The 12,857-nt window shown below is 59.9% G+C and carries 12 protein-coding genes; 5 read left to right on the forward strand and 7 right to left on the reverse strand.

What is annotated here, in order from left to right:
* Positions 1–28: 28 nt before the first annotated feature.
* Both GH769_RS26255 and GH769_RS26260 read right to left on the reverse strand, forming a co-directional pair.
* On the reverse strand, positions 29–412 hold the full coding sequence (locus tag GH769_RS26255; protein WP_014716471.1) for a PaaI family thioesterase: 384 nt from the start codon (positions 410–412) through the stop codon (positions 29–31).
* Positions 412–2,736 (reverse strand): Tex family protein, encoded by a 2,325-nt coding sequence (locus GH769_RS26260; RefSeq protein ID WP_014716472.1) that lies wholly within the window; start codon positions 2,734–2,736, stop codon positions 412–414. Before GH769_RS26260 ends, GH769_RS26255 begins: the two co-directional genes overlap by 1 nt.
* 357 nt (positions 2,737–3,093) lie before the next feature.
* Between GH769_RS26260 and ompR the strand changes: the two genes are divergently transcribed.
* Together ompR and GH769_RS26270 are read left to right on the forward strand one after the other, a co-directional pair.
* The gene (ompR, locus tag GH769_RS26265; protein WP_003187669.1) at positions 3,094–3,834 is read left to right on the forward strand and encodes a two-component system response regulator OmpR; all 741 of its coding nucleotides are present in this window, start codon (positions 3,094–3,096) and stop codon (positions 3,832–3,834) included.
* A 117-nt stretch (positions 3,835–3,951) separates the two neighbouring features.
* Positions 3,952–5,265 (forward strand): ATP-binding protein, encoded by a 1,314-nt coding sequence (locus GH769_RS26270; RefSeq protein WP_014716473.1) that lies wholly within the window; start codon positions 3,952–3,954, stop codon positions 5,263–5,265.
* Positions 5,266–5,405: 140 nt separating this feature from the next.
* Here GH769_RS26270 and rimK read toward each other — a convergent pair whose 3' ends face one another.
* The 3 genes from rimK to GH769_RS26285 are packed head-to-tail and all read right to left on the reverse strand — an operon-like array spanning position 5,406 to position 7,583.
* Entirely contained in the window at positions 5,406–6,311 is a 906-nt protein-coding gene (gene rimK, locus GH769_RS26275) for a 30S ribosomal protein S6--L-glutamate ligase (protein WP_003187674.1), read from the reverse strand.
* A complete protein-coding gene (locus GH769_RS26280; protein ID WP_169856571.1) occupies positions 6,308–6,757 on the reverse strand; it encodes an ATP-dependent zinc protease in 450 nt (149 codons plus the stop codon). Before GH769_RS26280 ends, rimK begins: the two co-directional genes overlap by 4 nt.
* A 46-nt stretch (positions 6,758–6,803) precedes the next feature.
* Positions 6,804–7,583, reverse strand: a complete 780-nt coding sequence (locus GH769_RS26285; RefSeq protein WP_020302423.1) for an EAL domain-containing protein — start codon at positions 7,581–7,583, stop codon at positions 6,804–6,806.
* A 116-nt stretch (positions 7,584–7,699) separates the two neighbouring features.
* On the opposite strand from GH769_RS26285, the gene GH769_RS26290 reads away from it, so the two are divergent.
* A complete protein-coding gene (locus tag GH769_RS26290) occupies positions 7,700–8,107 on the forward strand; it encodes an RNA-binding S4 domain-containing protein (RefSeq protein ID WP_003236026.1) in 408 nt (135 codons plus the stop codon).
* Positions 8,108–8,242: 135 nt separating this feature from the next.
* Here the strand turns inward: GH769_RS26290 and GH769_RS26295 are convergent, their stop codons facing one another.
* Positions 8,243–9,046: a phosphatase PAP2 family protein gene (locus GH769_RS26295; protein ID WP_153649930.1), complete on the reverse strand. Its 804-nt coding sequence runs from the start codon at positions 9,044–9,046 to the stop codon at positions 8,243–8,245.
* Positions 9,047–9,170: 124 nt separating this feature from the next.
* Here GH769_RS26295 and hslO point away from each other — a divergent pair, with 124 nt between their 5' ends.
* Both hslO and GH769_RS26305 read left to right on the forward strand, forming a co-directional pair.
* The gene (hslO, locus tag GH769_RS26300) at positions 9,171–10,073 is read left to right on the forward strand and encodes an Hsp33 family molecular chaperone HslO (RefSeq protein ID WP_020302421.1); all 903 of its coding nucleotides are present in this window, start codon (positions 9,171–9,173) and stop codon (positions 10,071–10,073) included.
* A 179-nt stretch (positions 10,074–10,252) separates the two neighbouring features.
* Entirely contained in the window at positions 10,253–11,794 is a 1,542-nt protein-coding gene (locus GH769_RS26305; protein WP_005783824.1) for a phosphoenolpyruvate carboxykinase, read from the forward strand.
* A gap of 59 nt (positions 11,795–11,853) precedes the next feature.
* On the opposite strand, the gene GH769_RS26310 is transcribed toward GH769_RS26305, so the two are convergent.
* On the reverse strand, positions 11,854–12,717 hold the full coding sequence (locus tag GH769_RS26310) for a DMT family transporter (protein WP_256670257.1): 864 nt from the start codon (positions 12,715–12,717) through the stop codon (positions 11,854–11,856).
* Between the last annotated feature and the right edge of the window lie 140 nt (positions 12,718–12,857).

Genomic DNA, 12,857 nt, shown 5'->3' on the forward strand with positions numbered 1-12,857 from the left:
GAAATTAACTCAAATCGGGGGTGGGGAGCTATAGGACAGCGAACGTGCCCTGTGCTTTTGCGACAAGTCTTTCGCCTTGGTACACGTCGGCCTCGACCACCAGGGTGCGGCGACCGGTGTGGATCACCCGGCTGGTGCACAGCACATCACCGTCTTCCACGGCGCGAATATAGTTGATCTTGCATTCGATGGTGGCGCTCTGCTGGTCGAAACCGTGGGCGCTGGAACACGCCAGGCCCATGGTTATATCCACCAGGCTGAAAATCGCCCCGCCATGGAGCTTGCCCGCGCGGTTGCGCAGGTGCGGCTCCAGGGTCAGGGCCACCTCGGCAACGCCCTCTTCCAGGCGTTGCAGGCGGCAGCCGATCAGTTCGCTGAATGCGCTCTGGGTCAAACCGGCCGGAATCTCCATCAACGCTTCTTCAGCTGTTTAGCGTTTGCAAACAGCGACGCCATGGCGTTGTTGCTTGGCGCGGCAGTCGCGGTTTCCTTGCGCGGCGCGTTGTTCTGCGACTGGCGCGGCGCCGAACCGGGGCGAGCACCACGTGCACCGTCGATTTTTTCGCCGGGGGTGTCGCTCATGCGCATCGACAGGCCGACGCGTTTGCGCGGGATGTCGACTTCCATGACCTTGACCTTGACCACGTCACCGGCTTTGACCGCCTCACGTGGGTCCTTGATGAACTTCTCCGAAAGCGCGGAGATGTGTACCAAACCGTCCTGATGCACGCCGATGTCCACGAATGCGCCGAAGTTGGTCACGTTAGTCACCACGCCTTCGAGGATCATGCCCGGTTGCAGGTCCTTGAGGTCTTCGACGCCGTCCTGGAACTCGGCGGTCTTGAACTCCGGGCGCGGGTCGCGACCCGGTTTCTCCAGTTCTTGCAGGATATCGGTGATGGTCGGCACACCGAAGGTCTCGTCGGTGTACTTCTTGGGGTCCAGGCGCTTGAGGAACGCGGCATCACCGATCAACGAACGGATATCGCGGTCGGTCTCGGCGGCAATGCGTTGCACCAATGGGTAGGCTTCCGGGTGAACCGCAGAGGCGTCCAGCGGGTTGTCACCGTTCATTACGCGTAAGAAACCAGCAGCCTGTTCAAAAGTTTTTTCACCCAGGCGTGCGACTTTTTTCAGTGCAGCACGGGTTTTGAACGCGCCATTTTCGTCGCGATGGCTGACGATGTTCTGCGCCAGGGTGGCGTTGAGGCCGGAGATTCGCGCCAGCAGGGCCACGGACGCGGTGTTCACATCCACGCCCACGGCGTTTACGCAGTCTTCCACCACCGCATCCAGGCCGCGTGCCAGTTTCAGCTGCGACACGTCGTGCTGGTACTGGCCGACGCCGATGGATTTAGGGTCGATCTTCACCAGTTCGGCCAGCGGGTCTTGCAGGCGACGGGCGATGGACACCGCGCCACGGATCGACACATCGAGGTCCGGGAATTCCTTGGAGGCCAGCTCCGACGCCGAGTACACCGAAGCGCCTGCTTCGGAGACCATGACCTTGGTCATCTTCATGGCTGGGTATTTTTTGATCAGCTCGGCGGCCAGCTTGTCGGTTTCGCGGCTGGCGGTGCCGTTGCCGATGGCGATCAGGTCCACCGCATGCTTGGCGCACAGGGCGGCCAGGATCGCGAGGGTCTGGTCCCACTTGTTGTGCGGTACGTGTGGGTACACGGTGGCGTGGTCCAGCAGCTTGCCGGTGGCATCGACCACCGCGACCTTGCAACCAGTGCGCAGGCCCGGGTCGAGGCCCAGGGTGGCGCGCGGGCCGGCCGGTGCGGCCAACAGCAGATCGTGCAGGTTGTGGGCGAACACGTTGATCGCCTCGGTTTCGGCGCCGTCGCGCAGCTCGCCCAGCAGGTCGGTTTCCAGATGGGTGTAAAGCTTGACCTTCCAGGTCCAGCGCACCACTTCGCCGAGCCACTTGTCCGCCGGGCGGTTCTGGTTCTGGATGCCGAATTGTTGACCAATCATGCCTTCGCACGGGTGCATGGTGCCCGGCAACTCGTCACCGACTTTCAACGCGGAGCTGAGAATGCCTTCGTTGCGGCCGCGGAAAATCGCCAGGGCGCGGTGGGACGGCATGCTTTTGAGCGGCTCGTCATGTTCGAAATAGTCGCGGAACTTGGCGCCTTCTTCCTCTTTGCCGGCGATAACGCGGGCGCTGAGGATGGCTTCTTGCTTGAGGTAGGTACGCAGTTTTTCCAGGAGGCTGGCGTTTTCGGCAAAGCGCTCCATCAGGATGTACTTGGCGCCCTCGAGGGCGGCCTTGACGTCGGCGACGCCTTTTTCCGCGTCGATGAAGCGCGCGGCTTCGGTTTCCGGGGTCAGCGATGGGTCGTTGAACAGGCCGTCGGCCAAATCACCCAGGCCGGCTTCCAGGGCGATCTGGCCCTTTGTACGACGTTTCTGTTTGTATGGCAGGTAAAGGTCTTCGAGGCGGGTCTTGGTATCCGCGAGTTTGATGTCGCGTTCCAGTTGAGGAGTCAACTTGCCCTGTTCCTCGATGCTGGCGAGGATGCTGATACGCCGTTCGTCGAGTTCTCGCAGGTAGCGCAGGCGCTCTTCCAGGTGACGCAGTTGGGTGTCGTCGAGGCTGCCGGTTACTTCTTTTCGGTAACGGGCGATGAAGGGCACGGTGGAGCCTTCATCCAGTAGAGCGACGGCCGCTTCGACCTGTTGTGGGCGTACACCGAGTTCCTCGGCGATGCGGCTGTTGATGCTGTCCATAAAACCACCTGAAATTCTTAAAATCAGCGCGCCGGCCCGTAAAAACAAGGCTCGGCGAGGCTGGTTGAGCGGCCCGACTGGCGCCGCTGCCTGGGTCAAGAGGCTGGCTATTGACCCTCGAAATCGAAAAAGTCACGACAAGCGGGTAAAAAAAGCCCGGCAGCAAACGGTAACGATCTGACGTTGCCCTGCACGGAGGCGCCGCATTATAACCAGCGTTCCGCCCTTGGGGGCTACTGCGCCGCAGCTTGTAGGGCGCGGGTTCGCTGGCAGTAGATGAAAAATCTGCTAACAATGCACACGGTGCGTATAACGGCAGCTACGCCATAATGCGCGCCGAGATAAGAGGAGCATCCAATGAGCAGCACCGCACAAACTGCTGAAGGCGAAAAAATTCTCATCGTTGATGACGATCCGGGGCTGAGCAGCCTGCTGGAGCGTTTTTTCAACTCCAAGGGCTATCGTGCCCGGGCGGTGCCGAACACCGAGCAGATGGATCGTCTGTTAGGGCGTGAAGTCTTCAACCTGGTCGTCCTCGACCTGATGCTGCCCGGCGAAGACGGCCTTACTGCCTGTAAACGCCTGCGCGGTGCTAACAACCAGATCCCGATCATCATGCTCACCGCCAAGGGCGATGAACTGAGCCGTATCAAGGGCCTGGAACTGGGGGCTGATGACTACCTGGCCAAGCCTTTCAACCCCGATGAGCTGATGGCGCGGGTCAAGGCCGTATTGCGTCGCCAGGCACCGGCGGTACCGGGCGCACCGGGCAGCGAAGACGAAAGCGTCACCTTTGGCGACTACGAACTGTCGCTGGCCACCCGTGAGCTCAAGCGCGGTGAAGAAGTGCACATGCTCACCACGGGTGAATTCGCAGTGCTCAAGGCCTTGGTCATGAACGCTCGCCAGCCGCTGACCCGTGACAAACTGATGAACCTGGCCCGTGGCCGGGAATGGGACGCACTGGAGCGCTCCATCGACGTGCAGATTTCCCGACTGCGTCGGATGATCGAGCCAGACCCGTCCAAGCCGCGGTATATCCAGACGGTGTGGGGTGTGGGTTATGTGTTTGTGCCGGATGGCACCGCAACCAAGTGACCGATGATTTGCAGGGGCGGGTATCCTGGCGTTTGACCCCATGAGGGTCGACGGGATGCCCGGCGTCTGCAATTCTGCGAGCACCGCTCGTTCCTGCAAGGTGTGCAGCTTTCATCTATGAAAACCCCGCTGTGGTTCCCGCAAAGTTTCTTCTCCCGCACCCTCTGGCTGGTGCTTATTGTCGTTCTGTTTTCCAAGGCACTCACGTTGGTTTATCTGCTGATGAACGAAGACGTGCTGGTGGATCGGCAGTACAGCCATGGCGTCGCCCTGACATTGCGTGGTTATTGGGCGGTAGACCCTGAGAACCGCGAAAAGGTAGCCAAGGCATCGACCCTCACTCGAGTTGACGGCGCCGGTGTGCCTGAAGGCGAGCAACATTGGCCCTACAGCGAGATTTACCAGCGCCAGATGCAGGCCGAATTGGGCGCCGATACCGAGGTGCGGCTTCGTATGCATGTTTCGCCTGCGTTGTGGGTGCGAGCGCCAAGCCTGGGGGATGCGTGGATCAAGGTTCCGCTTTATCCGCACCCGCTGCGTGGGCAAAAAATCTGGAACGTGTTGGGTTGGTTCCTGGCCATTGGCTTGCTCTCAACGGCGTCGGCGTGGATCTTCGTCCGCCAGCTCAACCAACCCCTCAAGCGCCTGGTGTTTGCCGCTCGCCAACTGGGCCAGGGGCGTAGTGTGCGTCTGCCGGTCAGCGACACGCCCAGTGAGATGACCGAGGTGTACGGCGCCTTCAACCAGATGGCAGAAGATGTCGAACAGGCCGGGCGCGAACGCGAGTTGATGCTGGCGGGGGTGTCCCATGACTTGCGCACGCCGCTGACGCGATTGCGTTTGTCCCTGGAATTGATGGGTGACCATACCGACCTCACCGATGACATGGTGCGCGACATCGAAGACATGGACGCCATCCTGGACCAGTTCCTGGCGTTCATCCGCGACGGGCGGGATGAGGTGGTCGAGGAGGTCGACCTCACGGAGCTCGTGCGTGAGGTGGTTGCGCCCTATAACCAGAACGGTGAGCAGGTGCGCACGCGCCTGGAGCCGATCCAGCCGTTCGCATTACGCCGGGTGTCGATGAAGCGCCTGCTGAACAACTTGATTGGCAACGCCTTGCACCATGCTGGTTCCGATGTGGAAGTGGCGGCGTACGTTTCTGGCGACAGTGCCGCACCTTACGTGGTGCTGAGCGTGATGGACCGTGGCACAGGAATCGACCCGGCGGAACTGGAAGGTATCTTCAACCCCTTCACCCGTGGCGACCGAGCCCGAGGAGGCAAGGGCACCGGGTTGGGGTTGGCGATTGTGCGGCGGATTGCGTCGATGCATGGCGGCAATGTTGAGTTGCGCAACCGGGAAGGCGGCGGGTTGGAGGCGCGGGTGCGGCTGCCGTTGGGGTTGATGCTGCCTAGAGACGCCGTCTAACAAGCAATATGAATGCAAATGTGGGAGCTGGCTTGCCTGCGATAGCGGTAGTTCATTCAACGACGATGTTGAATGTACCGGCGTCATCGCAGGCAAGCCAGCTCCCACAGTGGTTTGCGGCGTGTGGCAGATGTGGGTATTCAGCCCTTTCCCTTGGTCCGAGTCATATTCGGCCCGCCATTCTTTTCCAGATGCTGAATGATGATCCCTGCCACATCCTTACCGGTGGTGGTCTCGATTCCTTCCAGGCCCGGCGATGAGTTTACTTCCATCACCAAGGGGCCATGGTTGGAGCGCAGGATGTCCACACCCGCCACGCTCAGCCCCATCACCTTGGCTGCCCGTAGCGCGGTCATGCGTTCTTCCGGGGTGATCTTGATCAGGCTGGCGCTGCCACCACGGTGAAGGTTGGAGCGGAACTCACCGGGCTTGGCCTGGCGCTTCATCGCCGCAATCACCTTGTCGCCTACCACGAAGCAGCGAATGTCCGCGCCGCCAGCTTCCTTGATGTATTCCTGCACCATGATGTTCTGCTTGAGGCCCATGAACGCCTCAATCACCGACTCCGCTGCCGTTGCTGTTTCACACAGCACCACGCCGATGCCCTGGGTGCCTTCCAGCACCTTGATCACCAGCGGTGCGCCATTGACCATCTCGATCAGGTCGGGAATGTCATCCGGGGAGTGGGCAAAACCGGTGACCGGCAGGCCGATGCCCCGGCGCGACAGCAGTTGCAGGGAGCGCAGCTTGTCCCGCGAGCGTGCAATGGCCACGGATTCATTCAGCGGAAACACCCCCATCATTTCAAACTGGCGCAATACCGCGCAGCCATAGAACGTCACAGAAGCGCCGATACGCGGGATCACCGCATCAAAGCCTTCCAGGGGCTTGCCCCGGTAGTGGATCTGCGGCTTGTGGCTGGCAATGTTCATGTAGGCACGCAACGTGTCGATCACCACCATTTCATGGCCACGTTCAGTGCCGGCCTCGACCAGGCGGCGGGTAGAATACAGACGCGGGTTTCGCGACAGCACAGCAATCTTCATGCAGCACCTGGGGCAGAAATAGTGGAGACCGGGAACACCGGCTTGTCTTGAACGTACTTGAGGCCCGGATTGACCACCAGCTGGCCGTCAATCAGCGCCTTGGAGCCCAGCAGCAGGCGGTAACGCATGGCTTTGCGACAGGCGAGGGTGAACTCCACCCGCCATACCCGATCACCCAGGGCCAGGGTGGTGCTGATCACGTAGCGCACCTGCGCATGGCCGTTGGAGCTCTTGATGGTTTTCATCGTCACCAGGGGCGCTTCACAGCGCCGGTGACGCAGTTGCACCACGCTGCCCAGGTGCGCGGTAAAACGCACCCACTTTTCACCGTCGCGCTCAAAGGGCTCGATATCGGTGGCGTGCAGGCTTGAGGTACTGGCACCGGTGTCGATCTTCGCGCGCAGGCCTGCGACTCCCAAGTCGGGAAGTGCCACCCACTCACGCAGACCCACAACGGTCAAATGGTCAAATGTCTTCAATATGGTTAACCGGTCAATTCGCCCAGGCTTGAGGAGATACCTCAGCCAACGCTTTGAATGCAGGCTTGGCGAACCAGAAGCCCTGCATCAGAAATATTCCGCAGTCGGACAGGAAGTCGCGCTCGCCGGCACTTTCGATGCCTTCGGCGATGACAGTAACCCCCAACTGCTCACAGATTGTGACAATCCCTCGGACGATGACCTGGCGGACACGATCCTGGTCGACATCGCGAATCAGCGCCATGTCGAGCTTGATCAAGTCAGGTTGGAAATCGGCCAGCAGGTTCAGCCCCGAATAGCCCGCGCCGAAATCGTCGATGGCGGTCTTGAAGCCGAATTCGCGGTATTCACGCAGAATATTCGTCAAATGGCGATAGTTATCTACGTGCTCGCTTTCCAGAGTCTCGAAAATCAGCCGGTCCAGCGGGAAATTGTGCGCTCGGGCGGCCTCCAGAGTGCTGCGGATACACAGTTCCGGGCGATATACCGCATTGGGCATGAAGTTGATGGAAAGGTGAGTCTGCATGCCCAGGGCCGCGGCACCGGCGATGGCCTTGGTCCGGCAACGCTGGTCGAAGCGGTAGCGATTGGTTGCGTTGACCTGAGCCAGCACCGACAGCGCGCCTTCTCCCAGGGGGCCGCGCACCAAGGCTTCGTTGGCGAAGATCGAATGGTCACGCAGGTCTACGATAGGCTGGTAGGCGAACGCAAAATCGAACCCCAGAGGCTCGCTTTGCTGGCAACCCACGCACCCCTGGTTGGGCGAGGTGAGGGAAAGGGGAAAGTCGGTCACGGCGTATCCTCGCGAAAACAGGGTGCTACCTGGCGTATCTTAGGTGAGCCTTGGGGTTTATGCGTCGAAGGGTTTCAACGGTAAAGTTGCGACATTTTTCAGAGCGAGGAATTCAAGTGGCTCAAAAGCAGGAAGAGGAAGAGAAGGTCCGGCTGGACAAGTGGTTGTGGGCAGCGCGGTTCTATAAGACCCGCGCTCTGGCCAAGGCCGCTATCGAGAGCGGCAAGGTGCATCATCGCGGCGAGCGCTGCAAACCGGGCAAGGAGCCGCGCGTCGGCGACGAGTTTCAGATTCGTACAGGGTTTGATGAAAAAACCATCGTGGTGCAGGCACTTTCCATCGTACGCCGCGGCGCGCCTGAAGCGCAGGCACTGTATGCCGAGACCGAAGCCAGCATCGCCAAGCGCGAAAACGCTGCAGCCATGCGCAAAGCAGGTGCTTCAGGCCTGACCACTGACGGCAAGCCGAGCAAGAAGCAGCGCCGCGATCTATTCAAATTTCGCGGCAGCGGCAATGACGATTGATTGCACGAGTCGCCCATGCACACTCGATCAAATGTGGGAGCGGGCTTGCCCGCGAATACGGTGGGTCAGGCACAGATGCATTGATTGACACCCCGTATTCGCGAGCAAGCCCGCTCCCACTTTTAGCCCTGGGGGTTACGGAGTTGTGCGCATGACACTCAACCGCCCAATAACGGGCAACTTGCTCAGTAGCCCGAAAAGCGGCGCCGTCATCCGCAACAAAGCGCCCGACACCTTCGCCGCAAACGGCGTGTAATACCCCCAGCCCAACGCCAACAGCGCCAGCAGTACGCCACCGATGTAGTCGTCCTGTCCCCAGTGCGCGCCCGCGACCAGCCGCGGCATCATCAACAGCAGCGCCAGGCCCCAGATCACCAGCACCTGGCCGATGCGCCGGGCGAACACGCTCATGAACATCGCCCAGATCAATAGCACCGAAGCATGGTCGCCGGGGAAGCTCTGGCTCGAGCGGTCCTTCAATTCCCAGGCTTTCTCCAGCCCTGGGAAAAAGTCGCTCATTTGAATCGCGCCGCTGATGACCATCGACGGGCTACTGTGCTGCCAGCCCATGTGCGCCGAGAGTTTGGAGAACAGCATGCGGATAAACAGCAACAGCAGCAGAATGCCGAGGAAGCCAAAAAACGCCTGGCGCACCTGCACGGCCTTGAACACCCAGTCGCCGCGAATCAGCAGTGCCAGCAAAATCACGCCGACCACTGCATCAAACGGCCGCAGGCTGGCCACGGCCCATATATGCAACCAGGTCGAGTTCGTGGCCAATGGGCCATTGAGCAGATGAAACAGCCACTCGTCGAAAATCACACAGAGCATCTGGCCCGTGGGCCACAGCCAAAAACACAGCAGCCCGATAGCGAGTAGATTGCAAAGAGCCCATCGCCGGAGGTTCCAGTTGGCTTGGAACAAACCCGGATTGTTCATAAACTGTCCCTCATCGCTCTATTCAGCTCCTTGAATTCAGGAGAAGTCGCACCAAGATGGTGCTAAAGCGTTTAATTTTATAAACCTTGTAATCATTTTGTCATCACTTCAGATACCCAGACCTATGACTGATCTACCGGATACCGACTTCACCCAACGCTTCATCTTCGATGAGAGCGATGCCCGCGGCGAGATGGTTTCGTTGGAGCTCAGCTATGCCGAAGTCCTTGCCAAACACGCCTATCCGGAGCCGGTCGCGCAATTGCTCGGCGAGTTGATGGCCGCTGCGGCGCTGCTGGTGGGCACCATGAAGTTCGACGGTTTGCTGATCTTGCAGGCTCGTTCCGAAGGGCCAGTGCCCATGTTGATGATCGAGTGCTCGAGCGAGCGCGAGATCCGTGGTCTGGCCCGTTACGAGCCTGACCAGATTGCCGCAGATGCCACCTTGGCCGACCTGATGCCCAATGGCGTCCTGGCACTGACTGTCGACCCGACCGAGGGCCAGCGGTACCAGGGTATTGTCGACCTCGACGGTCAGACCCTGTCGGAATGCTTCACCAACTACTTCGTTATGTCCCAGCAAGTGGGCACCAAGTTCTGGCTTAACGCCGACGGCAAGCGCGCCCGTGGTTTGCTGGTGCAACAACTGCCGGCCGATCGCATCAAGGATGAGGATGATCGTGCCGAAAGCTGGCGGCATATCATCGCCTTGGCCGACACCTTGAAGGCCGAAGAACTGCTGGGCCTGGACAACGAAACCATCCTGCACCGCCTCTACCACGAAGAGGCCGTGCGCCTGTTCGACGCACAGGGCCTGCATTTTCGCTGCAGTTGCTCGCGCGAGCGTTCCGGTAACGCGCTGGTCAGCCTGGGCCTGGAAGATGCGCAAAACCTGGTGGTGGAACATGGCGGCCATATCGAGATCGACTGCCAGTTCTGCAACCAGCGCTACCTGTTCGATGCGGCTGATGTAGCGCAATTGTTCGCTGGAGCAGGCATCGACACCCCTTCCGACACCCGCCACTAAAACGTTTAAGCACAGGTAAATCACCTGACAAACGCCGGATTAGAGGTGTTCTGACGGGAGGGCCCTACTCTTTTTGGGCTTTTCTGGCATAATCCGGCCCACTTTTTTCGCGGTAGTAGTGCGCAACTTTCTACTACAAAACGTTTGGAGCACTCGGCCATAGGCCGACGGGGAACCTCATGACGCAAGCCAATAACGCCGTATACACCGATCTGAGTGTTGACGATCTGGTCAAAGAAGCCCTGCAGCGCGGTGAAGGCGTGCTTGCCGATACTGGCGCGCTGGTCGTAGAAACCGGTCACCGCACCGGTCGTTCGCCGGTTGACCGTTTCATCGTTGAAGAGCCTTCCACCCAGGACGCCATCGCCTGGGGCCCGATCAACCGCAAGTTCCCGGCCGACAAGTTCGATGCCCTGTGGGCTCGCGTCGAGGCGTTCAATAACGCGCAAGAGCATTTCGTTTCCCATGTTCACGTAGGGGCTGCAGAAGACCACTACCTGGCCGTGAAAATGACTACCCAGACTGCCTGGCAGAACCTGTTCGGTCGTTGCCTGTTCATCAACCCGGCCCAGTACAACCCGGCCGGTCGTGAAGAGTGGCAAGTGCTCAACGTGGCCAACTTCGAGTGCGTGCCAGAGCGTGACGGCACTAACTCCGACGGTTGCGTGATCCTCAACTTCGCCCAGAAAAAAGTACTGATTGCCGGCATGCGTTACGCCGGTGAAATGAAAAAAGCCATGTTCTCGGTGCAGAACTTCCTGCTGCCGGCTGCCGACGTGCTGCCGATGCACTGCGCCGCCAACATCGGCGAAGCAGGCGATGTGACCCTGTTCTTCGGCCTGTCCGGCACTGGCAAGACCACTCTGTCCGCCGACGAAAGCCGTTACCTGATCGGTGACGACGAGCACGGCTGGGGCGAAGGCGTGGTGTTCAACATCGAAGGCGGTTGCTATGCCAAGTGCATCGACTTGTCCGAGAAGAACGAGCCGGTTATCTGGAAAGCCATCAAGCATGGCGCGGTGCTGGAAAACGTCGTGATCGACGAGGCCAAGCACGCCGACTACGCCGATGTCAGCCTGACCCAGAACAGCCGTGCCGCCTACCCGCTGGAGCACGTTGCCAAGCGTTCCGAGAAGAACCTGGGCGGCGAGCCAAACGCGGTGATCTTCCTGACTTGCGACCTGACTGGCGTACTGCCGCCTGTGTCAATCCTCAGCGAAGAACAGGCGGCCTACCACTTCCTGTCCGGCTACACCGCTCTGGTGGGCTCGACCGAAATGGGTTCGGGCAGCGGCATCAAGTCGACCTTCTCCACCTGCTTCGGCGCGCCGTTCTTCCCACGTCCGGCTGGCGAATACGCAGAGCTTCTGATCAAGCGCATCCGTGGTTTCGGCTCCAAGGTCTACCTGGTCAACACCGGTTGGACCGGCGGCGGCTACGGCGTCGGCAAACGCTTCAACATCCCGACCACTCGCGGCGTGATTGCAGCGATCCAGAGCGGCGCGTTGATCGGTGCGCAAACCGAACACCTGGACACCATCAATCTCGACGTGCCATTGGCCGTACCGGGCGTTGAAACCGGCCTGTTGAACCCGCGCAACACCTGGGCTGACAAGGCTGCCTACGACGAAGCGGCGAAGGCGCTGGCGGGTCTGTTCATCGAGAACTTCAAGAAGTTTGAAGTGAGCGATGCGATCAAGGCGGCGGGTCCTAAGTTGTAAGATTCGTCGGTTGTAAAAAAGCCGCCTCTTAAGTAGGCGGCTTTTTTATGTGCGAACGATTAGTCGGCCATGTGCAGTACCACTGCACCGACCAGCACCAGTACGACGCCTGCCACCTGCACCGCTGACAACCGCTCCTTGAAAAATACAAACCCCAGGATCGCCGCGATCCCTCCAGAGAGCGTACTGATCACCGTCACCACCGACACCGAGCCGGCCATTGCGCCCCACGAAAACGCCGAGAAACCGCCGAGGTTCATCAAGCTCGCCCCGGTCAAAGTCGCGCAGTTTTTCAGTTGCGGGATCTTCAAGCCATCCTTGATCTTCAGCACCATCACCACCAGCACGCACAAGCCCACCAGGTAACCCAGCCACAACATGGTGATTGGCCCCAGCGCTGGCAGTGTGTAGCGGCCTTGCAGCCAGAAACTGGTGCCGTACAAGGTTGCAGCGAACATGGCGTAGGCAATGGACAGGCGCGGGTTGTTGTGAGGCGTACCGTTGTCCTTGTGAACGCTGGACAGCACAACGCCGATCACGCACAGGGCGATGCAGCCCAGTTGTATCAGGCTGATGTGTTCACCGCTGGCCCAGGACAGCAAGGTGGTCACGACCCCATAGGACGTCACCAATGGCGCGACGATGGCCGCTTTGCCCAAGGCAAAGGCTTTGGACAGCGCAAGGGCGCCGGACACCGTCAGCAGAGCGGCGGCGACGCCCAGGAGCCAAACGCTTAACGGCGCATCAAGGGATTTGAAAAGGAAGGCCGGGAAAATGACCAGCAGGAGGGTCATGATCAAAAAACCGAGGGCTTGGCCGAAATACACCGCGCGTTTTACGCCAACGGCGCGGGCGTTGAGGCCCACCAGAAAGTCCGTGCCACCCCAGAGCAGAGCGGCCAGCAGGCCCATTGTCACGTCCATGTAAGGTCCTTGTTATTTATACGGCTCGTCAGATGAGCGCAGATCCACTGTGGGAGCGGGCTTGCCCTAATACTGTAGGAGCGAGCTTGCTCGCGAAAAACGTCAACGATAACGCGTGCTTGCTGAATGAACGCGGCGCC

Source organism: Pseudomonas sp. CFSAN084952, assembly GCF_009648855.1.
Lineage (GTDB): Bacteria > Pseudomonadota > Gammaproteobacteria > Pseudomonadales > Pseudomonadaceae > Aquipseudomonas > Aquipseudomonas paracarnis.